The organism is Turicimonas muris (genome assembly GCF_002221595.1).
Taxonomy (GTDB): Bacteria; Pseudomonadota; Gammaproteobacteria; order Burkholderiales; family Burkholderiaceae_F; genus Turicimonas; species Turicimonas muris.
This window is the reverse complement of sequence record NZ_NHMP01000007.1, coordinates 1-23,338: the sequence shown is the minus strand read 5'-3', so window position 1 is coordinate 23,338 and position 23,338 is coordinate 1. Positions and strand designations below refer to the sequence as shown.

Annotated in this window: 17 protein-coding genes and 4 tRNA genes; 11 read left to right on the top strand and 10 right to left on the bottom strand. The window is 42.8% G+C overall.

Going from position 1 to position 23,338, the window contains the following annotated elements:
• Positions 1–314 precede the first annotated feature (314 nt).
• From tig to ADH67_RS10130, 7 genes are all read left to right on the top strand, one after another.
• The gene (gene tig / locus ADH67_RS10160) at positions 315–1,709 is read left to right on the top strand and encodes a trigger factor (protein WP_066595760.1); all 1,395 of its coding nucleotides are present in this window, start codon (positions 315–317) and stop codon (positions 1,707–1,709) included.
• A 75-nt stretch (positions 1,710–1,784) separates the two neighbouring features.
• A complete protein-coding gene (gene clpP, locus ADH67_RS10155; RefSeq protein ID WP_272894033.1) occupies positions 1,785–2,420 on the top strand; it encodes an ATP-dependent Clp endopeptidase proteolytic subunit ClpP in 636 nt (211 codons plus the stop codon).
• A gap of 15 nt (positions 2,421–2,435) precedes the next feature.
• On the top strand, positions 2,436–3,785 hold the full coding sequence (gene clpX / locus ADH67_RS10150) for an ATP-dependent Clp protease ATP-binding subunit ClpX (RefSeq protein WP_066592632.1): 1,350 nt from the start codon (positions 2,436–2,438) through the stop codon (positions 3,783–3,785).
• Between the two features lie 321 nt (positions 3,786–4,106).
• Positions 4,107–6,509, top strand: coding sequence for an endopeptidase La (lon, locus tag ADH67_RS10145; protein WP_066592629.1), 2,403 nt, complete (start codon positions 4,107–4,109; stop codon positions 6,507–6,509).
• A gap of 505 nt (positions 6,510–7,014) precedes the next feature.
• A complete protein-coding gene (locus tag ADH67_RS10140) occupies positions 7,015–7,287 on the top strand; it encodes an HU family DNA-binding protein (protein ID WP_066592625.1) in 273 nt (90 codons plus the stop codon).
• Positions 7,288–7,325: 38 nt separating this feature from the next.
• A tRNA-Val gene (locus ADH67_RS10135) sits at positions 7,326–7,401 on the top strand.
• A gap of 3 nt (positions 7,402–7,404) precedes the next feature.
• Positions 7,405–7,481, top strand: a tRNA-Asp gene (locus ADH67_RS10130).
• Between the two features lie 114 nt (positions 7,482–7,595).
• On the opposite strand, the gene ADH67_RS10125 is transcribed toward ADH67_RS10130, so the two are convergent.
• The 3 genes from ADH67_RS10125 to ADH67_RS10115 all read right to left on the bottom strand — a co-directional run bounded on the left by ADH67_RS10125 (position 7,596) and on the right by ADH67_RS10115 (position 12,205).
• On the bottom strand, positions 7,596–9,386 hold the full coding sequence (locus ADH67_RS10125) for an IS1634 family transposase (protein ID WP_066592622.1): 1,791 nt from the start codon (positions 9,384–9,386) through the stop codon (positions 7,596–7,598).
• A 173-nt stretch (positions 9,387–9,559) separates the two neighbouring features.
• Positions 9,560–10,777 (bottom strand): YihY family inner membrane protein, encoded by a 1,218-nt coding sequence (locus ADH67_RS10120; RefSeq protein ID WP_066592620.1) that lies wholly within the window; start codon positions 10,775–10,777, stop codon positions 9,560–9,562.
• A 30-nt stretch (positions 10,778–10,807) separates the two neighbouring features.
• Positions 10,808–12,205 (bottom strand): L-serine ammonia-lyase, encoded by a 1,398-nt coding sequence (locus tag ADH67_RS10115; protein WP_066592617.1) that lies wholly within the window; start codon positions 12,203–12,205, stop codon positions 10,808–10,810.
• A 145-nt stretch (positions 12,206–12,350) separates the two neighbouring features.
• Between ADH67_RS10115 and ADH67_RS10110 the strand changes: the two genes are divergently transcribed.
• A complete protein-coding gene (locus tag ADH67_RS10110) occupies positions 12,351–12,680 on the top strand; it encodes a hypothetical protein (RefSeq protein ID WP_066592616.1) in 330 nt (109 codons plus the stop codon).
• Between the two features lie 161 nt (positions 12,681–12,841).
• Here the strand turns inward: ADH67_RS10110 and ADH67_RS10105 are convergent, their stop codons facing one another.
• Genes ADH67_RS10105 through ADH67_RS10095 form a run of 3 tightly spaced genes read right to left on the bottom strand, consistent with a single transcriptional unit; the run spans position 12,842 to position 15,881 of the window.
• Positions 12,842–13,165 carry a hypothetical protein gene (locus ADH67_RS10105; protein WP_066592613.1) on the bottom strand — a complete coding sequence of 108 codons (324 nt, stop codon included), beginning with the start codon at positions 13,163–13,165 and terminating at the stop codon, positions 12,842–12,844.
• Positions 13,166–13,205: 40 nt separating this feature from the next.
• Positions 13,206–14,537, bottom strand: a complete 1,332-nt coding sequence (locus ADH67_RS10100) for a sodium-dependent transporter (protein WP_066592610.1) — start codon at positions 14,535–14,537, stop codon at positions 13,206–13,208.
• Positions 14,538–14,549: 12 nt separating this feature from the next.
• Complete coding sequence (locus tag ADH67_RS10095; protein ID WP_066595754.1) at positions 14,550–15,881, bottom strand: sodium-dependent transporter; 1,332 nt, start codon at positions 15,879–15,881, stop codon at positions 14,550–14,552.
• 187 nt (positions 15,882–16,068) lie between these two features.
• Here ADH67_RS10095 and ADH67_RS10090 point away from each other — a divergent pair, with 187 nt between their 5' ends.
• Both ADH67_RS10090 and ADH67_RS10085 read left to right on the top strand, forming a co-directional pair.
• Entirely contained in the window at positions 16,069–16,296 is a 228-nt protein-coding gene (locus ADH67_RS10090; RefSeq protein WP_369911324.1) for a sulfurtransferase TusA family protein, read from the top strand.
• Between the two features lie 16 nt (positions 16,297–16,312).
• On the top strand, positions 16,313–17,632 hold the full coding sequence (locus tag ADH67_RS10085; RefSeq protein WP_236578502.1) for a M20/M25/M40 family metallo-hydrolase: 1,320 nt from the start codon (positions 16,313–16,315) through the stop codon (positions 17,630–17,632).
• Here the strand turns inward: ADH67_RS10085 and ADH67_RS10080 are convergent, their stop codons facing one another.
• From ADH67_RS10080 to ADH67_RS10065, 4 genes are all read right to left on the bottom strand, one after another.
• Positions 17,633–18,469 (bottom strand): hypothetical protein, encoded by an 837-nt coding sequence (locus ADH67_RS10080; RefSeq protein ID WP_066592597.1) that lies wholly within the window; start codon positions 18,467–18,469, stop codon positions 17,633–17,635. It abuts the gene before it with no gap.
• A 60-nt stretch (positions 18,470–18,529) separates the two neighbouring features.
• Positions 18,530–19,939, bottom strand: a complete 1,410-nt coding sequence (locus ADH67_RS10075) for a DASS family sodium-coupled anion symporter (protein ID WP_066592594.1) — start codon at positions 19,937–19,939, stop codon at positions 18,530–18,532.
• Positions 19,940–20,533: 594 nt separating this feature from the next.
• A tRNA-Asp gene (locus tag ADH67_RS10070) sits at positions 20,534–20,610 on the bottom strand.
• 239 nt (positions 20,611–20,849) lie between these two features.
• Positions 20,850–20,926 (bottom strand) — tRNA-Asp (locus ADH67_RS10065).
• 322 nt (positions 20,927–21,248) lie between these two features.
• On the opposite strand from ADH67_RS10065, the gene ADH67_RS10060 reads away from it, so the two are divergent.
• Positions 21,249–23,171 (top strand): peptidylprolyl isomerase, encoded by a 1,923-nt coding sequence (locus tag ADH67_RS10060; protein ID WP_066592592.1) that lies wholly within the window; start codon positions 21,249–21,251, stop codon positions 23,169–23,171.
• Positions 23,172–23,338: the final 167 nt, after the last annotated feature.

The following is a 23,338-nucleotide window of genomic DNA, read 5'->3' as shown; positions in this document are numbered from 1 at the left end:
TTCGAAGCAAAGTTCTAGAGCATATTTTCACTTTTAAGCGAAAGACGTTCTCGAATGTTTTTCCAATCTTTGTCTGCTTTCTAGCAGGCTTTGCGTTGTCAAACTTCGTGCTTTTCAACATCTTAGAAAAAAACAAGAAAAGATTCTTAACATTGACGGAAAGTTTTTAAGCAACAAAATTGTGTAATTCAAGGAAGTCGTTATAATTAACCGTTTACTAAATGGCTTAGTGATTTTTAAGCCTCTTTATTGATACTAAAGAATATTTTTATTTGGACGGCTCGGCTCTTCCGGGTCGAGAGGAAAAACAGAAAATGACAGAAACAAAAGATCAAGTTGAAGCAGCTCCAGCCGCTGAAGAAGTTAAAGCTGAAACCGCAGTTGCTGAATCTGCCAAAGAAGAAGCAGTTAAAGTTGAACCGAATCCGCTTGAAAGAAAGGTTGAAGTCTCCGTTTCTCGCGCTGATATCGAAAAAGAAGTTCAGAAGCGCTTGAAGCAGTATGCCAAGAAGGCAAAATTTCATGGTTTCCGTCCAGGCAAAGCTCCGATGAGCATGGTTGCCGCCACTTATGGTTTCGAAGCTGAACAAGAAGCTATCAACCAGTTGGCTGTTGATGCAGCTTCTAAAGCTTTGCAGGAAGGCAAGTTTGAAATTGTCGGCCAGCCCTCTATCTATCCGGCTGAAAAGCAGGACGAAGAAGGCCTTGTTAAGTTCGAAGTTGCTTTCGAAGTTTTCCCGGAAGTTAAGGTGCCTGACCTCAAAGGCGTTAAGGTTACTGAATTCGAATGTGCTCTTACTGAAGAAGACGTAAACAAGACATTGGACGTAATGCGCAAACAGCGTACAACTTACTCCAAGGTGGAAAGACCGGCCCAAGATAACGACCTGGTTACAGTTGATTTCGAAGGCAAACTTAACGGTGAAGTTTTCAAAGGCGGTAAGGCTGACAACTACAAGTTCGTTCTCGGCGCAGGTCAGATGCTCCCGGCTTTTGAAGATGCTATCAAGGGCATGGCTATCGGTGAAGAAAAGACTTTCCCGCTCACATTCCCTGCAGAATATCCTTCTCAGGAATTGGCCGGAAAAGAAGTTTCCTTCACAGTCAAACTCACTGGAGTTGAAGAGCCTCATCTTCCAGAATTGAATGATGAATTTGCTTCTTCTTTGGGTATCACTGAAGGCGGGGTTGCTCAGTTGACAGCTGATGTTAAAGAAAACCTTGAACGCGAACTCAAGAACAGATTGACCAACAAGACAAAACAGAGCGTTATGGATGCTCTCTTGAAGGCCTCTGAATTCCCGGTTCCTCACGCTTTGGTTGAAGAAGAACGTTTGAAGATGGTTGAGGCCCAGAAAGAAATGCTCAAGGCCCGCGGCCTGACTCTTCCTGACACTGTTTTCGCCAACAAGGAATTGATGCTTGATGCAGCTACTAACCGTGTTCGTTTAGGTCTCCTGATTCAGGAAATCATCAAGGCAGAAGACATTAAGGCTACTCCGGAAGAAGTTAAAGCATTGGCTACAGATATCTCCAAGAGCTTCGAAGATCCGGAAGAAGTTATCAACTGGTACTTGAATGATCCACAGCGTAAATCCGAATTGATCGGTGTTGTTCTTGAAAACAATGTCGTAAATTGGGCATTGAAGAATGCTGATACTCAGAAAGAAACTGTTAAATTTGAAGATTTGATGGCTGCACAGGCTTAATTCAAATTCTTGATTTAGGTTTTTAATTGGGCGGGGGCTGCGAAGTCATCGCCCATTTGTCTTTAGGAATAAAACATGCAAGATAAGATTTTCACTCCTCCTACTATGAACAATTTGATCCCAATGGTAATCGAGCAGAGCGGAAGAGGTGAACGCTCCTTCGACATCTATTCCAGACTGTTGAGAGATCGTGTGATTTTTCTTGTTGGACCTGTGACTGAACAGAGTGCTAATTTGGTCGTTGCTCAGCTTCTTTTCTTAGAAAGCGAAAATCCTGATAAAGACATCTCTCTTTATATTGACTCTCCGGGAGGAAGCGTTTACGCCGGTCTATCTATTTACGACACTATGCAGTTTATTAAGCCTGATGTTTCAACAATCTGCTTAGGTATGGCCGCCTCAATGGGCGCTTTCTTGTTGGCTTCAGGAGCCGCAGGTAAGCGTTATGCTCTCCCGAACTCCAGAATTATGATTCATCAGCCTTCCGGCGGTTCTCAAGGTACCGCAGCTGATATCGAGATTCAGGCCAAAGAAATTTTGGAATTGAGAAGCCGCTTAAACGGAATCCTTGCTTCTCATACAGGTCAGACCATCGAAAAGATTGCTAAAGACACCGAGAGAGATAATTTTATGAGCAGCTTGGAAGCTAAAGAGTACGGCATTATTGACCGTGTATTTACAAAACGTTCAGAAATCCAGGCTAAGGCGTAATTCCGGGGTGAGACAATGAAGTTTGGAAGCAAAGATCCAGTGTGCTCCTTTTGCGGAGCCAAGAAAGGGCAGTACGAGGCGATTTACAAATCCAGCGAAGGGGACAGCTATATTTGCAAAGACTGCACTCGCCAGCTGGCTGAATACTCCGGCGTTATTGCCGAAGCAATGAAGCAATCCGGTCTGTCTGCTTCTTCTCCTGCGTCTGCAAAAGATTCTGAGGCAGCGGGAGCTGCAGCAGTAAGCGAATCTATTCTGAATAAGAAGATCCCGACTCCAAGGGAAATTTGCGAGAACCTTGACCAGTACGTGATTGGACAGGCAGAGGCTAAAAAAGTTCTTTCTGTTGCCGTCTACAACCACTATAAGAGACTGAAGAACAAGTTTCAGGGGAACGGTGACGGCGAGGATCTGGAAATTCAAAAGAGCAATATCCTGCTTTTAGGCCCGACAGGTTCCGGCAAAACACTTCTTGCTCAGACAATGGCAAAGATGCTGAATGTTCCCTTTGCTATTGCCGATGCAACAACTTTGACCGAAGCCGGCTATGTTGGAGAAGACGTAGAAAACGTTATTCTGAAGCTCCTTCAGAGTTGTGATTTTGATGTTAAGAAGGCCGAGACCGGCATTATTTACTTAGACGAAATTGATAAGATTGCTCGTAAAAGTGAAAATCCTTCCATCACCAGAGACGTTTCCGGTGAAGGCGTTCAGCAGGCACTTCTTAAGTTGGTAGAAGGCACTGTTGCTTCTGTTCCTCCCGGAGGCGGAAGGAAACACCTTAACGGAAAGAATATTCAGGTCGACACTACAAATATTCTTTTTATTTGCGGTGGTGCATTTGAGGGCTTGGATAAGATTATCCGCAGAAGAACAGAAAAGAGCGGTATAGGCTTTGAGGCTGAAGTTCGCGGCGAAGATGAAAGAAGTGAAGGAGAGATTCTTCACGATATCGAAGCTAAAGATTTAGTGCATTTCGGTTTAATTCCGGAATTGGTAGGCCGACTTCCCATCATCACAACCTTGGACAATTTGGATGAAGATGCTTTGATTCGTATTTTGACCGAACCGAAAAATGCGGTTATCAAGCAATTTGCCAAGTTGTTCGAAATGGAAAATGTGATTTTGGAAGTCAAACCTGAAGCGCTCAAAGAAGCTGCTTTACTGGCTAAGGAAAGAAAGACCGGTGCCAGAGGTCTTAGATCGATTATTGAAAAGGCATTGATGGCAGCCATGTACGAAGTGCCCGACAATAAACAAGTTAAGAAAGTTGTAGTTACGGCCGAGACAATCAGAAATGGAAAGGCTGAGTATGAAGAGTTTTTGGATAGTGAACCGAATTCAAGAATTTCGTCAGACTCATAGTCTTTAAGACGTTACCTGAAAGGCCTTGGCAGAGATGCTGAGGCCTTTTCTGCAAAAAGCGCTTATGACTGATTAACTATCCCGGGGTTGAGTTAGAAAGGCGTAAAAATTACGATAAATCGCCGTTTTTGTTACTCATTTTCTTTTCTTCTGAGGCCTTCAATTTCTAAATGCCGTTTTATACTCAAAAGTAAGTTCGAAGAAATACAGAGGGGTGTGGTTGATTATACAAAAGTGAGTAACTGTAAAAGTAGACTTGAATAATTTAGGAAAGCCCCCATCTGGACATTGTGAAATGGAAAAAATAACGTTAGGAAATCAATGACAAATAGAGTTTCAAAAGCAATTCCTGTTTTGCCGTTAAGAGATGTTGTGCTTTTCCCGCACATGATTATGCCTCTTTACGTAGGAAGGTCCAAGTCATTGGCAGCTTTACGTAGAGCAACAGAAAGCAGCACAGGAAAAAATAGAATTCTTCTTCTCTCACAGAAAGAAGCTTCGACAGAAGATCCGACTGCTTCTGATCTTTTTGATGTGGGAACAGTTGCAAGAGTTATTCAGACATTAAAACTTCCGGACGGAACTCATAAGGTTTTAGTGGAAGGCCTTTTCCGCTGTAAGGTTAAAAACCTCAGAACATTAAATGACGGAGCTTTAACTGCAACTTATGAAGAAGTCCAAGAAATCCCTGTAGACGATCCTTCCTTCGAAGCCGTTAGAAGGGCATTGCTCTCAACATTTGATACTTATCAGAAGAACAACAAACGCATCACTCCGGATCAATTAAACAAGATTCAAACGTTGTCTGACGGACACCAGCTGGTCGATATGATCGCCCAGCTCCTTATGATTGCCCCGAACAGAAAACAGACTCTTCTTGAAGGGACGAATGCAGTTAAGAGAATGGAAACTCTTCTGACTCTTCTTGAACAAGAGTTAGATATTCAGCAAACTGAAAAGCGCATCAGAGGACGAGTAAAACAGTCAATGGAGAAGAGTCAAAGGGACTATTATCTCCATGAACAGGTTAAAGCCATTCAGAAAGAACTTGGTCAGAATGAACAAGAGTTCACTGAATATGAAGAGAAGATCGTTTCAGCCAAGATGAGCGAAGAGGCTACTGAGAAGGCAAATTCTGAACTTAAAAAGTTAAGAATGATGGGTTCGAATAGTGCGGAAGCCAACGTTATACGCAACTATTTGGATACTATGCTCGGATTGCCGTGGTCCAAGAGAAGCAGGATTAACTGTAATTTAACAAGAGCAGCTAAGGTTCTCGATGAAGATCACTATGGCTTGGAGAAAGTCAAAGAAAGAATTATAGAGTATTTAGCAGTTCAGAGTCGTGCCAAAAAAGTCCGCTCTCCAATTCTTTGCTTAGTTGGTGCTCCCGGTGTTGGAAAGACCTCCTTAGGCCAGTCTATTGCCCGAGCAACAGGAAGAAAGTTTGTTCGTATGGCTTTAGGCGGCGTGAGGGATGAAAGTGAAATCAGAGGTCACAGGAGAACTTACGTTGGCTCTATGCCCGGTCGTATTTTGCAGAGTATCAATAAGGTCGGAGTAAATAACCCGTTGTTCCTTCTTGATGAAGTTGACAAGATGGGAATGGACTATAGAGGAGATCCTGCAGCGGCTGTGCTGGAAGTACTGGATCCGGAACAAAACAGTACTTTCCAAGATCACTATTTAGAAGTCGAGTTTGACTTGTCTGATGTGATGTTTATTGCCACAAGCAACTCTATGAACATTCCGGCTCCTCTCCTGGACAGAATGGAAGTTATTTTCCTTTCTGGCTATACAGAGGATGAAAAGGTTCATATCGCTCAACGTCACCTGATCCCTAAGCAGGTGAAGCTTAACGGCGTAATGGCCAAAGAGCTAAAGATAGAAAAGGATGCAATAGTTGATATTGTTCGTTTCTACACTAGAGAAGCGGGTGTCCGCGGTCTGGAAAAAGAAATCAGCAAGATTTGCCGTAAAGTGGTCAAAGATCTTTTGTTAAAGAAAACTTCCGGCAGAACTGTAGTTACGTCAAAGAACCTCGGAGATTATTTAGGGGTTAAACGCTTTAACTTCGGCATGAAGAATAAAAAAGACTTGGTGGGTCAAGTTACAGGTCTAGCTTGGACAGAGGTCGGCGGAGATCTTCTTACTATTGAAGTTGCCACAATGCCGGGCAAAGGCGTTATTACTCGTACCGGCTCTCTTGGTGACGTCATGAAAGAATCAATTGAAGCTGCCCGCACAGTGGTTCGTTCAAGAGCATCTCGTTTGGGAATCTCTTATAAGCAGATTAGCGAGACGGACATTCACGTTCACTTCCCTGAAGGAGCTATTCCCAAGGATGGACCAAGCGCAGGTTCTGCGATTACTTTGGGTTTAGTTTCTGCGTTGACCGGTATTCCCGTTAAAGCCGATGTCGCCATGACCGGTGAAATCACACTTCGCGGAGAAGTCTTGCCGATTGGTGGTTTGAAGGAAAAACTTCTGGCTGCATTAAGAGGCGGCATTAAGACTGTTCTGATTCCGGAAGAAAACATTAAAGATCTGGAAGAAGTTCCGGCTAATGTCAAAGAAGGTTTGGACATTCTTCCTGTTCGTACCATCGATCAGGTTTTAGAAAATGGTTTGGAACATCTGCCGGAACCTTTGAAAGAAGAACCGGCCATCCAGCCTATAACGGTTCCTGAACCTTTATTAAGTCGTTCGACTTCGCACGTCTAATTCGTTGAACTATTAACCTCCTTGGTAAAAGTCTGGGAGGTTTTCTTTTGCTCGTTTGTTTAAACCACAATAGTCGTCAAATTTCTTGCAAAAATCATCAGAAAGACAGTTTTATTTCTATGCAGATTTTGATCTTTCGGATACTGAAATACATCAGTTTTTTGTCTTTTGAAGAATCAAGAAATCGAATGAGAGAGAGGGGATCCCCTTTGTTTTGGGTATTTTTACTCACTTGTTTTGTGATTTTTTGAAAAAATTTGAGATAAAACCCAAAAAGAGATCGAAAAAGCATTGATTTTCAGTCAAAAAATCATCATTGTGGTAATTTAACAACGTTCAGATAGTTATAATTACCGAGATTGCTTTGGAGCACTAAAAAGCACTTTTTCATATTGTTAATAATTGTAAAGAAAACTCTGCTTAAAAGTGTTTTACAACAGACAAGATGAATCCTGCTTTGCGCCAAAATTTTGACAAGTAGTTTTATTCCTAAAGGGAGTTTAAATTGAATAAAAGCGAAATGATCGAAGCAATTGCTTCTGAGTGCGAAATCTCTAAGGCCTCAGCCCAAAGGGCTTTGGACGCTTTCACCAACAATGTATTAAATGCTTTGAAAAAAGGTGATGAAGTTGTTTTGGCTGGATTCGGTACATTTTCTGTTGCTGAAAGAGCTCCAAGAAAAGCAAGAAATCTTCACACTAATGAAGAAATTGAAATCCCAGCTAAAAAAGTTCCTAAATTTAAGGCTGGTAAATTTTTAAAAGATGCTGTAGAATAACGTTCTGTTGTTGATGAGAACCCAGTCGTTCTCGCAACGGATGCTTAGCTCAGTTGGTAGAGCGGCGCCCTTACAAGGCGTAGGTCGGGAGTTCGAGACTCTCAGCATCCACCAAATGGAGTGGTAGTTCAGTTGGTTAGAATATCGGCCTGTCACGCCGAGGGTCGCGGGTTCGAGTCCCGTCCACTCCGCCAAAATTCTGGTCCGGAATCGAAAAAAATTGATTCCGGATTTTCTCTTTTCTGGAGCTGACTTAAGGACTATTTGCAGCAGATTCCTTCTTCCCTGGCCCCTGAATTCCGGACCTCCTAGGTGATAAATCTAGGAGGTTCTTTGATTCCTATGGCTTCCAAAGTTAATCTTATTTTCTTTGGAATTAAGTCCCAATAAAAGAATTGATTGTTTTCTGATTTCCGGCTTGTGACATCTATCACACTCAGGCTTCTTAAGAAGTCGGGGACATCGTCAGGCAAAAATTTTGCTTTTTCTTCCTGACAGTTTTCTTCTTCTCTTGCCCGGTGGAAACGCATTTTTAAATTCATCAGCAAAATCAAGCTTAGAAATAGAACAAATACTTTTCCTTCTAAAGCGCTTTCCTGGCAACGCATGCGGCGTCCCGAACATCTCTCTTTGAGGTTATTGAAGTTCTTCTCCACAATGTCTCTTTGCCGGTAAATTCTCAAAGCTTCAGCTGCCGAAGATACTGAGCTGGACACCAATACGAATAGCCCTAGTAGTTTTTCATTTTGCTGCCACAGTTCTTTGTCGTAAGCCCATCCTAGAGGGCCCTTGATAAAGAACTGTTTACGCAAGTCTGCTTCCGGTTTATTTAAGGGAGATTTAGCTTTAATTTTTTTCTGCAGTTTTTTCAGCTTTTTCAACAATGTTTCTCTTTCTCCGGCGGCACGGAATGGGTCAAGATAAACATGGATATACAGTGGCTTCCTTTCACGATAACCTGTTGAAGGATCGTAGTAAGACCAAGTAGTTGAAGATGTTTTGGCTTGCAGTCCATATTCTTCTAAGAATGTATCCACGCCTCCTAACTGCAATTCCCTGGCAAAACTGTTAATAACCGATTTGCAGTAATTAAGGTTGGTCTTAGAGCCGCAGATAAATCCAAGATTGTTTTTATAAAGTTGGTCAAGCAAAGAAGGTGAGCTAAAGGCTCTATCCATGACTAAGCTAACGTTGGAGGTATCCAATTGAGCGGTGTCTACCAACAACTGCCTTAAAGCCAGAGGATCAGAAATTGAACCTTCCAGAACTTTGTAATACAGAGGTTCTCCGGAATTTTCGGAAACGATCAGACCCAAGTTTAACTGAGGCAGTTCTGGATTTTCTTTGCTGTAACCATAGGCAGTTTTTCGGATGGTTTCAGAGTAAGAAGAGATAGAGGTGGTGTCAAAGCTCCAATAAAGAGAATTCTGCTCGGAAGATTTAGAGTGTTGAATCCTTTTGTGAAGAAATCGCATGACTTCTGGATTTAAGATGCTTTGAAAAACTTCGGAGACTTCCTGAGAGCTCAAGGGAGAGCAAGGCAGCCAAGTGTGATGGCTGTAGATCTCAAATTCTGAGGCAACGGCGCCCGGATCGGAGGCAAAGAAAATAGCCAAAGACAGAAGAACTGCCGCACGGTTTTTCCCAAATACATCCTCAAGATCAGTCAGCAGATGGTTTTGTTGGGCTATTTGCCACAAGACATAGGAGGCTCCGGCAGAAAGTCGAGTGTTCTGATCGAGTTCATCAAAGAAAGCCTGACGTTGTTGAGCCATGGGCTCAAGAGGTGGAAGCACCGCAATATTTGGACCGGCAAGACGTATTGTTCTTCCAGATAAGGTGGCCTTGCAGTCCTTTAAAGCAGGAAACTGACTTAAGAATTTCTTTCCTAGCTCTACTGAGTCATCATCAAAAATTCTTCCTACCGTTTTCTGGAATTGTTTCTGGCAAGTGGAGCCTTCCCATTTATTTCTGTAGAAAATCGCGTATCTAATCCCATGATTGTTCTTAATAAAAATGGGTGAGATAACTCCTGACTCAATGAAATAGTTTTCTTGAGCCGAAGGATCAAAATTTGTTTGAGAAGTATCGGTTTTCATAGGAGATAATTATCACCTATGAAATATATAAAAAAGCTGATTCGTAACTCAAAAAGAGCACTAAATCAGCAAGTTATTAAGAAAAAGCAAGAAATTGTTAAATATGCACCTAGATTAACGGGAATTCAGGCTGGCCCCGACGAATTTCCTTTTCCGAGAATATTTTCTGAGAGTTACTTTGAGAAAATCTGAGCAATAGGAGTGTTGAGCCATTGGTCGTTCAGACCCGATTCAATCCAAACTCTTTCAGATTCATCCGAGGTCAGCAAAGAATTGCTTGTATCAACGGCAAATTCTTCAAAGACTTCCTTGAGGGTGGCTTTGTTTCCATCTACCAACAATGCCCAGCTCACGGAGTATTTTCCCCCAATTCTTACGACATAGTGTTTAGCTAAAAGACGAGAAAGAATATGGTCGACAGCATTGGGATAACTCCCCGATTTATCGGCAAGCTCTATGTCTGTCATGATTGGATTGCCGTTTTGCTTGGCTTCGTATAACAATTTAATTAAAGCCACCGCAGAGAGAAGTTTATTCCCGGTTTTATTAAAGTCAGAGTATCTAGTGGCGCGCAGCATCGGTAAAGTTGCTGTTAAAGCAGCTCCGCCAAGCACAAGCATCCACATAATATACATCCAGGTCAAAAGAACAGGGATAGCAGCAAAGGCTCCATAGATTGTCGTGTATGAGCCTCGGAGGATGTACACTCCAAATCCCCATCGGAATATTGCCATTACAGTGGCTGTCACACAGCCGCCGATAATCGCGTCTTTCCACAAAACTCTGCAGTTAGGGACGTATTTATATAGACAGGCTAAGATAACTCCTTGAATAAGGGCTTGAACAGGTTGGTAAATCCATTGGAATTCCGCTGTCAATTTTCCCATGACAGCTAAACCGGTGACATAAGAGGAGGCGGCCAAGCTCATGGCTAAAATGACGGGCCCAAGAGTGAGAAGTGCCCAGTAAAGCAAGAAACGGCTTACCCAGTTTCTAAGATGTTTAACTTGGAATGTCCTGTTTAAACCTTCGTCAATGGTGGCAATACAAAGAATTGCTGATACGCCGAGACCTATTACACCGAATATCGTCAAGCCGGTGGCTTTTTCTGCAAATTCTTTGATATATCCCATTATTTGTACGCTGTATTGTTCCGGAAGCAGGGTGGAAAAAAGAAACTGCTCCAGACTTTCTCGGTAAGTAGCAAATAACGGGAAGGCGGCAAAGGCCGCCATAATGACGGCAATAGCGGGAACAATCGAAAGAATAGTAGTCAGCGTCAACGTTGAAGCAACTTGCTTTAACTGTGCCTCTTCTATTCTTCCGGTTACAAACTTGTAAAGCTCGAATAACTTTGATTGGTGTTTTAATTTTTTTAAGATACTAATCATGTAACCTCCTGCTACATGTTAGTTATAACATTAACACTCTACAATGCACACGGCTAAGCCGCCTAAACTAGTCTCTTTGTACTTTGTCTTCATGTCTTTGCCCGTGGCTAACATGGTTTTGATGACTTGGTCAAGACTAATATAGTGAGAACCATCACCTTGAACAGCAAGACGGACGGAGTTCACTGCTTTGACGGCGCTGACAGCATTACGTTCAATACATGGAATCTGCACTTGGCCTGCGACAGGATCACACGTGAGACCAAGGTGATGCTCCATAGCAATTTCTGCTGCATTTTCAATTTGGTTATTTGTTGCGCCTAAAGCTGCCGCAAGTCCGGCTGCGGCCATTGAACAAGCGACACCGATTTCTCCTTGACATCCGACTTCTGCGCCCGATATAGATGCATTTGTTTTGTACAGAGCGCCGATGGCGCCTGCAGTAAGAAGAAAGTTTCTGATTCCCTCTTGAGAACTGCCTTTAACAAAGGTTCTGTAATAAGCTAAGACAGCTGGTATAACACCGGCTGCTCCATTTGTCGGAGCAGTGACTACACGGCCTCCGGCTGCATTTTCTTCACTGACGGCAAGTGCAAAAGCATTTATCCAGTCGATAATTTGAAGAGGATCTTGGTCTAAAGAAAGACGGCTGTTTTTAAGCTTTTCGAAAAGTGTCTTGGCTCTTCTCTTTACCTTTAACGGTCCCGGAAGGACTTCCGAGTTTCTAAGTCCTCTCTGCAGACATTCGTCCATAACTGAAGCAATGTAATCTAATTGTTTGTCGATTTCTTCATTGCTCTTTCTTGAGAGCTCATTTTCTCGAACTAATTCAGCAATAGTCTTGTTGTGCTTCTTGCATAAGTTGATTAGTTCTCTGGCAGTTGAATAAGGATAGGGGACTGATACTGGTTCCTTGTCCATTGTGTAGGACAACTTTTTGTTCTCTGCTTTAGCCTCTTCTTCGGTTTCAATAAAACCGCCGCCTACGGAATAGATCTTTTCTTGCAGAAGAATATTTCCTTGTTTATCGAATGCTTTAAATAACAATGTATTTGTGTGGTAAGGATCTTCAACGGTCGGTTTAAAGACGAGATCTGTGTCGTAATCAAATTTAACCTTATGCTGCTTTGCAAGGTTAATGATCTTATTTTCTTTAATTGATTTAATTGTTGCGGGGATGCTGTCAATATCTACTTCAGACGGGCTTTCCAACATCAAACCGAGAAGTACTGCCTGATCCGTGGAGTGGCCAATACCGGTGGCGGCTAAACTTCCAAGTAAATCGATTTGAAGCCGATGAACTTTGTCTAGAAGTCCGTTCTCGACCAGACGGTTTGCAAATTTTCGGGCAGCTCTCATTGGGCCGACGGTGTGAGATGATGAAGGTCCTACTCCGACCCGAAACATATCAAATATAGATATCGTCATTTCTTTTAGTTCAATTAAGTTAGAACGCTATTTTAGTGGAAGCTTAATTTTTAATGAAGAAGGCTCAATATAGGAGAAAAGCAAGAAATGAGACGAGATGAGAACTATGCTCATAAATGATATATGCTTTGGCTTGGAGGTATCAATGTCAATCAAACTACTCATTAGCAGTTTCTTAGCCACAGCCATTATTTCTACAACCGCCGTTGCTTCAGAAAACTTAATCTCTAATATTCTTACAGATCCCGATCAGACAGTTAAGGGGGAGTGGATTGTTCAAACAGAACAACTTCTTCCTCAAAAGAATATAGACTTGCTTGATATGGAAAATAATCCCATTCGAGACAATCCCTGCGTAAAAATTAATCTCGTCCGAGAACAAAAGGGTTCTTTGTGGATTCAGCAAGTTGTCATTGAGCCGATAAAGAATCCGGAATTCTGCACTATGGAAGCAAGTGCGCTGTTAGGTCGTTAAGCTCAGTTGGTTGAAACTACGGTTCATCTTCCTCCCAGCGCTGGGCTCGAACGTTAACGCTCTCACATTCAAAATATGGTTTAGCTTTTATTTTTTTTGTTAACTTTCGAATAAAAAATCCCGCGCTTTTCGGCACGGGATCTCAAATAATTTTTCGGAAATTATGCTTTCATCTTATCTGCGATGTAATCAGAAAGTTCCTTTGCAGCGAGTTTTGCTCGAGCATCTGAACCAACAAAAATCTCCGAAAGAAGTCTTTCGCTTACAAGTTCCGGATTGTAGGTAATATGGAGATCATTGCCTTTAAGTTCGCAGCTGTTAAAAGCTGAGTCTGGGCTGCATTGTTCCGCAATTTCTTGAATTTTTCCTTTGGCCAGCATGGCAACAATTGGATTCTTAAAGGTGAGTTCAATGTGTTCACCTGAAATATTCTTCAGATCCACAAAATCTCTTGCTTTAAAAAGATTTTCAATGCTCAAAGACATTTTGTTTCCTTTAATCAAAACCTGTTATGCCGCAAGTTTACTAAATTAAGCCGGCGATCATAATAACCAGCACTAAAGCAGGACAAAAGACTCCGATAAGAATACGTAACCATTTCTTCCATGCCGGATAGCCTTCTTTGGTCGGCCATTGAGTATGTACTTTGTCCCAAGCAAACCAAGCAGCTAAGATGGCGGAAATAATGCCGCCGACGGGAAGGGCAAGGTTAGAGACGAAGAAGTCTGCTAAATCGAAAGGAGTTTTGCCAAATAACTTTGTATCCGCGAGAACTCCGAAGGAGAGGGCACACGGAATACTAAGGATGAGCATAAAGAGCAGGCAGATGACTACTGACTTCGGTCGGGAAATCTTAAGCTCTTGAACCATCCAAGTAATATCAATTTCCAGCATTGAAACAGCAGAGGTCAAAGCTGCAACAATTAAGCAGGCAAAGAAAACAACTGCAAAGAATTGTCCTCCCGGCAACTGACTGAAGATAGCTGGCATCGTAATAAAAGTTAGGCCTGGGCCTGCGGTGGGATCCATTCCGAAAGCAAAGTTTGCCGGAAGAATCATAAGGCCTGCCATTAAGGAAACTATTAAGGATAAAGTGATAATCCAGAAGCTGCTGTTGATGAGATCTGTTTTGTCATCAAGGTATGCTCCATAGGTCAGCATGCAGCCGGCACCGACGGAATAAGAGAAAAATACCAGTCCCATTGCGTCAACAAGAGCTTTAAAGCTGAATTTGCTGAAATCCGGATAGAAAAGATATTTCACTCCCTCCCAAGATCCTTCTTGCATGAGCCCCGTAACAATGAGAACGATCATGAAGAGAAACAGCAAAGGCATGAGTATTCTGGAACAAAGCTCAATCCCTTTACGAATTCCGCCGCCGACGACAATTCCCACTAAGGCGAGGAACCCAACCTGCGCTGAAACTGCTACGTAAGGAGAAGAAGATAGTTCTCCGAACAATGCGCCTAAAGCGGCAGGAGTGGCTTCCGGAAACCCAATCACTGCTTCGTAAAAATAAAGAAGGCACCATCCGCCGACTACTGAGTAGAAAGAGAGAACAACGAAACCGATTATGATTCCAAGGTAACCCAAAAAGGCCCAGAAAGGTCCGCCAAGGTTGCGGTAAGCAGTGACTATGCCTCCTTTGCCGGCTTTACCCAGCGTAATTTCCGCTAAGAGAAGACCTAAGGCCAAGGTAAAGGAAAGAATGACATAAGGAAGCAAAAATGCTGCGCCTCCCTCAGCCCCGGCCATGTACGGGAATTTCCAGATGGCTCCCAGACCTACGGCAGCACCAACGCTGGCTAGAACAAAGCCTAATTTGCCGGTCCAAGAGTTAGAGGGTTGCGAAGACATTCTGAAAAACTCCTACATTAAGTTGAAGACCGCAATGACTGCGATAAAACAAGGTGCTACGAAAGCCAAAAGGAATCGGAAAACCTTCATCCATGTTTCGTTGCGCTCTTTAGTTAAATTGACTTCATATTTTGATTTGTCGAAGAAGAACCAGCCGGTAATTGCAATGACAAACAAAGCAGAAACAGGCATGAGGATGTTGCAAGCGACAAAATCGGCGAAGTCAAAGAAATTTTTCCCGAAAATCTTAATATCTGACCACGGACCCATTGCAAGCGCACAAGGAATGCTGCAGATAGTTAGAGAGACAAATAAAAGAATTGCTGCAGATTTGCGTTTTAAGTGCCATTCATCCATGAGATATGCCAAAGGTACTTCAAATAAGGAGATCATTGAAGTAAGAGCGGCCACGAACAAACAGCCGTAGAAGCAAAATGCAAAGAAATTAGGGAAGGGAAAATTTGCAAAGACTGCAGGCATGGTAATGAAAGTAAGTCCGGGACCTGCACTTGGATTTAATCCGAAAGCTAATACTGGCGGAATAACCATTAAACCTGCGAGCAATGCTGATACCAAGGCAAGGAAGGCAACCCAAATGGCAGATGAGGGAAGGTCTTCTTTATGACTGATGTAAGAGCCGTAGGTAATCATAATGCCCATGCCCAAAGACAATGAGAAGAAAGTAAAACCCATTGCATTCAGCAAGGAGTTGGCTGTTACCTGATCCCAGCGAGGAGCAAAAAGGAACTTAAGCCCCTCCGTTGCGCCCGGAAGAGTCAAACCTTTGACAATAAGAATGATCATGAGCACGAAGAGCAATGGCATGAGAATCTTTGAAATTCTTTCAATACCTTTATTGACGCCGAAGATCAAAATGCCGGCGGTAATAGCCAAGAATAAGGTTTGATAAATAATGGCAGACAAAGGCGTGCTGACCGTGTCAGTGAAAGTCTTTTCCAGGAGAGCCAAATCAGTAGATGCGGCTTTTCCCATGACGGATTCGAATAGATAAGTTAAGCACCAGCCTCCTACGTTGCTGTAGTAGGTCATGATTAAGAAGGCGCAAAAGACGCCTATGAAACCTAAAGGTGCCCAAAGAGGACCGGCAATTCTTTTGAAGCTGGTGACAACGCTCCCTCTTCCTGCACGTCCGATAATGAACTCTGCCAAAATCAGAACTACTCCCATGGTAAAGACCATAAGAATGAAAGGAAGTAGGAAAGCACTTCCTCCATTTGCACCAACCATATATGGGAACTTCCATATGGCGCCCAAACCTACCGCCGAACCGGTAGCTGCAAGAATAAAGCCGAGTTTTGAACCCCAATTACTTCTATCGGACATTTCTAACTTTCTAAAAACGTAAATATTGTTATAAATAAACTGAATTATTGAGTTTACTGTTGGATTTTCAAAAAAAAAAAGATCTTGGTGGAAATTTGACCTAAAAATCATTTCTCGAGTTCTTGAGAAGTAAAATCTGACATAAGAACCAATTAAATGGCATTCAAGGAAGTGAGATATGGAAGATTTGACTGTGAATTCTGAAATAGACACAAAAGGTACAAAATGCCCGATGCCGATGTTAAAGACGAAAAAAGCTTTGGCAAAAATGCTATCCGGTGAAGTTCTGAGAATATTAGCGACAGATCCTCATGCAGAGATTGATTTAAAGCAGTTTGCTCAGCAGACCGGACATGAATTTATCTCTTCGAATTTAGAAGACGGTGTTTACGTTATTTTGATGCGCCGCAAATAATCCAAGGACAGATTTGATGGAAAAGATTATGCAAGACAGAGATAGGATGCTGAACGTCTCGGAACACTCCCAAAAGGTAGTGAGAGCTATTTACGGGACTGAATCCGTACAAAAAGCCTTGGAGATGGCTAAACTCCAAGAACCTTATGCCATTGAAGAACAAATTGAGATCTGCGAGGTTCCCGCCCCTCCGATGAAAGAACTCCAAAGGGGAGAACTAATCAAAGAAAAAATGCGTGCATACGGACTCGAAGCGGAAATGGATCCTGTAGGAAACGTAATTGCCCGCTATAAAGGGAGTTGCTCTGAAGCACCTGTCTGCGTCATTACTGCCCACTTAGATACAGTTTTTGGAGAAGAAGTAGAAATTAAGGTTAGAAGAAAAGAAGGACGTCTTTATGCTCCTGGAATTTCTGATGACACACGTGGTCTGGCCAGTATGCTGCAAGTTATTCGCTGCTTGGTGAGCAACAATATCAAGACGCAGGGAGATATTCTCTTCGTAGCTACCGTGGGAGAAGAGGCTGAAGGAGATCTCCGAGGAGTAAAAAGACTTTTCTATACTTCCGGAATTCATATTGACGGAATGTTGGCTCTGGATTCAGCTGACCCTGGACGACTTTTATGGGGATCAACAGGCTCCAAGAGATACAAAATCGAATTCACGGGCCCCGGAGGTCACAGCTATTTGAACTTCGGTCAATGTCCAAGTGCTACCCAAGCCCTTTGCAGAGCAGGAAGTCTTCTTGCGGAATTAGAAGTTCCCGACAGTCCGCGTACTACATTTACGATCGGCACAATGAAAGGCGGTACATCCGTCAACTCGATAGCTGAACACGCTGAATGCGAAATTGATTTGAGAAGTACTGACAATGAAACTCTCTACAGCTTGGTTGATTCAGTTCTTCCTCTTTTCTCGGAAGGTGCTGAATTAGAAAACCAGAGGTGGGGCATTACTCAAGAGGAGCTGAAGGTTAAATGCAAAGTAACTCCTCTCGGTCATCGTCCGGCAGGTATGCAGGATGACTCAAGTTCAGTTCTACAGGCTGCAGGAGCGGCAATGGAAGCTCTTGGCATCGAACTGACTAACTATACCAGCGCTTCTACCGATCAAAACGTACCCATGTCAATGGGTATTCCGTCAACGACGCTCGGTACAGGCGGCCGAGAAGGGCTTAGTCACTCGTTAAACGAATGGTACGAACCTTATCGCTCTTTCGAGGGTCCGCAGCTTGCTTTGCTGACGGTTTTGGCTTTAGTCGGAATTGAAAACGGTCCGGCTCCAATGCTAGGAATTTATTCGGGCCAGTCTCAGCACCACTATAAATTTCAATAATTAGTTGACAGTATCAGCTTGCCGGGTTTTGTCGCCCGGCATTTCTTTTTGAGTTTCCAAGATTACAACTTCTTCAAGGATGTCCGGTTTTTCTGACGATGTTTTCTTTTGTGTTTTTGTGATGAGATAAGGTGTTCCCGGTTCGTTGAAGAATGCGTTTAAGTTGACGGATTCTTGAATCTTGAAAAGGGCTCTTTTAAGAAGTTGTTCGTTAAGTTTATCCAGGGCAACGGATTCGCCTTTTATGGTGTAGTCCAAACGCGGAACTTCGAAAGGTTCAACTTTTTCAGGGCTGCTTGGGGAGTCAGCGAACAAACCTGACTGGACATAAACATCGCCTTCAACGATTCGCGAGGTCACTTCCTCACCGTTTTTATTCCTGAAGGTTACCCGAAGTTTTCCAACCTTTCTTTCTGTTAGCCGGATAGCGCCGATATATGGCAAGAAGCGCATGCCTAAATTTTCCATTGTATTAGAGGCTTCAACGTATATTTCTCCGTCTAATCCTCGATCGTTAATAAGAGCAAAATTATTTCTTTCTAAAAACTGGGTTATCTGGTTTTTAAAGTTGTCTTCAAAGAACATAGACACGGATTCTTCCATTATTCCTTCACCATCGGCGTCTACCCCTTGAATAATATATCTGGTTGAGAGAGAAAGGTTAAGGGGGGCCGGAGTCGGCTTTATTTCTTCATCTTTTATATAGGGCGAATCGGAAGGAAACCAACCATGCTTTGGCGTTCCGATAGAAAGTCCTGTGGAGGCGACTCCAATGACAGTGCAGCCCGTATTCAGACAGGCTAGGACAAATAATAAAAGAAGCGTAATAAATCTCATGGCTAAAAATAAGGCGCCCGTTCGGACGCCTTATTTTAACCTAGGTTGGGTAATTTGAAATTAGTATAAACCGATGACCTTCCACCAAGCCATACCAATTGTGAGCCAAATCACAACGTTGATAGTGCAAATTACGAAACCGTTTCTCCACCATTCGCTCTGAGAGACATAACCGGCACCGAAGTAAACAGGGCCGCAACCGTTACCGTAGTGAGTAAGAGAAATCGGGCAGTTGGCGAAGAAGCCGAATGCCAAAGCGACTAACAAACCCGGAACACCGCAGGCTGCAGCAACAGCGATGAATGCTGCATACATGGCGGAAATACGAGTTGTAACGGACGCGAAGCAATAGTGAGAGTATGTGTAAATAAGGGTGATAGCGATAAAGGAAGCAATCCAGCCAAGATTTGCAGCAGCGATTGCTGTGCCGATAATCTTAGCGATCCAAGCAATAAATCCGGATTTTGCTAATGCGGTTGCTAATGCTACCAAGCCGCCCATCCAGAACATTGCGTCCCATGCGCCTTTTTCAGAAAGGATGTCTTTCCAATCTAAAACTTTGAAGACCAGCATAATAGACACAGCAAGCATAGCGACAGGTGTTGCGCCCAGCTTTGTCCAGCTTCCGGTTGCCCACAGGATAAGGCAAAGAACGAAAACAAATGCCAAAACCTTTTCTTGGAGAGTCATTGGACCCATATTTTCGAGTTCTTTAACGGCCAAATTATGAGCGTCAGGCATCGCTTTAAGTTCCGGAGGAGAGAGCTTGAGCATGACCAAAGGTACTAGGAACAAAGAAATCAAGCCCGGGACAATTGCGGCAACAGCCCAACCCATCCAAGTGACTTCTACGCCTAAAGTGCTTTCAGCTAATCCTACGCACAAGGGGTTGCCGGCCATAGATGTCAAGAACATCATACAAGTGACGGCGTCTGTGTGATAACCGACTTGCATCAAGTACTTACCGATTTTACCGGCTGTCGGTCCCGGGGAGGAGCCGAAAGCGTTGCTTAAGGACTGAACGATCGGATAAAACACACCGCCTCCGCGTGCTGTCGCCGAAGGCATAGCCGGAGAGATAACCAGTTCTGAAAGAGCGATGGAATAGCCCAAAGAGAGAGAGGAGCGGCCAATGTATTTAATGATGACGAAAGCGATTCTCTTTCCAAAGCCGGTCTTGATAAAGCCTCTGGAAAGGAAGAAGGCGCAGACGATCAACCAGATGGTGCCGTTGCCGAAACCCATCAATGCTTCGCCGGTCTTAAGAACGCCGGTTACCGCACAGAATGTGAGAGCTAAGAAAGCAACCGCACCCATGGAAATAGGCTGCAGGATAAATCCAGCGATGGTTGCTATAAAGATGGCAAACAGATGCCATGCCATAGGAGTCAAGCCTTCGGGGGTAGGACAGATCCAGACGATCAGTTCTAGTCCTAAGACTATGATCCAATTCCGTGATGTTTTACTCATTTTTTCTTCCTGAAAGTTTTGAGGTCGTGTTACTTATTGAGAATTTCTTAACAATTCGTAACATAAGCGGTTTATTCTTAGCCAGATAAATAAGCCAGTAAAAAGTATTAAGGGTAAACGATTGGTAACGTTAAAAATCAAGTAGTTATGTATTCTTTGAGAGAGACGGAAAACAACAAGGAGACAATCTCTCGATTTTGAGAAAATACACAGAGAAGGAAGGCATCTGTCCCAGTGCATGCGCCTGGTTGTCCAAAGACGGTAGGAACAATCTAAGAAAAATCCGCTGAATTTGCCCAGAATTATCGATGAACTGAACAGCATCATTTCGTTCTCCCACTAGGCAGAGAGAGAAGTGGGTTACTATTTATTGGCAAGAATGGCTGAAACGATGTAGGGAACTGCTAAAAGAGTGGAAGTCAAAACTCCCGCTCCTCTTGTTTTGTAATCTAGGAGCAGGTCTTTAGGCTACAACAGGAACCATTAAAGAGAAAAGGCAGGAATCAAACCTTGCCTTAAATTTTCGCGTCCGGTACACAAAATGGTACACAGATTAAAACTAACGATTTATATTCAATAAGTTATATAAAATTCTGGCGGAGTGGACGGGACTCGAACCCGCGACCCTCGGCGTGACAGGCCGATATTCTAACCAACTGAACTACCACTCCTCTCTGTCGAAACGAATTTTTGTTTGCTTCGTTTCGTGAGAGAAGCGCATTGTACAGACTTTTTGAAATACTGCAAGTCCAGTCCCAAATTTTTTCAGATTTGTTGGATTTTGGGATTTGCAGGACATGGAAGTTTTCATTCTTAAAAAAAAAGGGGAGGGGGTAAAAATCAGATTAAAAGAACAAACAAAGGAAAAATGAAAAGGTCCGAACTTATTCATAAATTCGGACCAAAATTTTGGCGGAGTGGACGGGACTCGAACCCGCGACCCTCGGCGTGACAGGCCGATATTCTAACCAACTGAACTACCACTCCTCTCTGTCGAAACGAATTTTTGTTTGCTTCGTTTCGTGAGAGAAGCGCATTGTACAGGCTTTTTGAAATCATGCAAGTTAAATTTCAAAAACAATTCTAAATTTTTCTGGTTTTCAAAAAATTATTGAATTTTCAAATGGTTGTTGTGCATTGGAAAAGTTATTCAAAAAGTAACAAAGAAAAGGACTGCTCACAAATGCAATATGAATCACTCAACGCTTTCTAAAATCGACATTTTTCGATGTGTGCTCGTGGTTAATAATCGCAAAATAGAGGATAATCAAAAGAATTTTTTAAACGTACCTGAAAGGAAGAGGACTAGATGTTCCAATCTTTTAGAAATCAAAAAAGATGGTTGATGCTCTTAGCGATGATTCTTATCATCCCGGCGTTTGTATTTATTGGTATTAACGGATACAGCCGTCTGAATCCTGACGCAAACGCAATCGCTAAAGTTGACGGCAAAGGGATCCAGCCTGAAGAATTTGATGCTGCTAAGCGCAATCATATTGAAAGAATCCGAGTCCAACAGGGTGGTTCGGTGGATTCTTCATTGTTTGACACTCCGGAAGCAAATGCAGCAATTCTTTATAACTTGACTACCGAAAAAGCCGTTAACGCTTTGCTTCAACATCATTACATCAATATTTCTGAACAAGAAGCTATCAACTTTATTAAAAATGCTAAAGCTTTCCAGAAAGATGGGAAATTCAGCCCTGAACTTTACCAAAATTATTTAGCAGCAACTGGCAAGAGCGACGAACAATTCGTTTACGAATTAAGAAGAGATTTGGCCAAAGACCTCGTTATTAATGCTGTTTCAAGAACTGTAATCGTTCCTGCTAAAACTGCTGAATTCTTAAATGCAGCTTTGCGGGAAGAAAGAGAGGTCAGAACTTTGGTGTTCTCTCCGGACGCTTATAGAAAGGACGTTAAGATTACTGAAGAGCAGATTCAGAAGTTCTATGACGATAACAAAGAAATGTTCCGAGTCCCGCAAACTTTGGACATTGAATACGTAGTGTTCTCTCCGGAAACTATCAAAGTTCAAGATAAACCGTCACAAGAAGTCCTCAAACAATATTACGAACAGAATAAGAGCAAGTTCAGCCAGGAAGAAACCCGCCGCGCTTCTCATATTTTGATCGTTGCAGACGAAAATGAAAAAGATGCGGCTAAGGCAGATGCAGAAGCTAAGGCTAAAGCGGAAAAACTCTATGCTGAAGTTAAAGCAAATCCGGCATCCTTTGCTGAAGTAGCAAAAGAAAATTCTGCTGATCCGGGAAGCGCTCGAAACGGTGGTGATTTAGACTTTTTCACTAAAGGCATGATGGTCCCTGAATTTGAAAATGCAGTATTCTCAGCAAAGAAAGGCGACATCGTCGGACCTGTTAAATCTGAATTCGGTTACCATATCATTGAAGTGACAGACGTTCGTCCTGCCTCTATTAAGCCGTTCGAGGAAGTTGAACCTGAAATTTTGACTACCTGGCAAAATCAGCAGAGACATAATGTGTTTGCTGAAAATGCCGATACGTTCTCTAATATGGTTTACGAACAGAGCGAATCTTTGCAGCCCGTAGTTGAAAAGTTTGGCTTAAGTCTTCATAAGGCTCCCGGACTGACGGAAAACGGTTTCTTGGATCCTTCCCTAAATACTCCCGATATTAATAAGAGAGTAATTGCTGAACTCTTCCAGCCAGACTCAATTGCAGATAAGAGAAATATTTCTGCTGTAGAAATCAACAGTAATACAATCGTCTCCGCGAGAGTTGTTAAAGAAAATCCTGAGCATATTCGTCCTCTGAGCGAAGTTAAGAATGAAATCAAAGATTCTCTTGAACTCTCCGCTGCAACCGAATTAGCACGTCAAGCCGGCGAAGAAAAATTAAAAGAACTCCAAAACAAATCCAATCTCGCAGGCTTTGGAAAAACTATTACGGTATCCCGGGTCAATTCTTTGGGTCAGTCTCAGGATTTGATTTCGGCAGAGATGGCTATTCCTGTTAAGAATCTCCCTGCCTATACTGGAGCTATGAACCACGAAGATTACGTTATCTCTTATGTTGAATCTAGTAAAAGCGCTCCTAAGGATGACCAAGACTTTCAGAGAATCAAAGAAGAGTTAGCTCAAGCCGACTCTATGGGTGAAGAACTTGCTTATTATGATGCTTTGAAGAAACTCTACACATTAGAAATATTGAAACCTGAGTATGATTACAAGCTTCCTACTGTTTTGAAATAATTAATTCTATTGTTTTATCAAGTCCTCCTTAGTGGGAGGATTTTTGTGTGCTCGGCATGAGTGCAATCTAAAGGGTGAAAGTCCCGAGCTCGCCCGCTAGTGGGAAGAGCTAGCGAATCTGCAAGGTGTGTGCAGTGATGTACAGGCTGAAAGAAGCAGATAGCAAA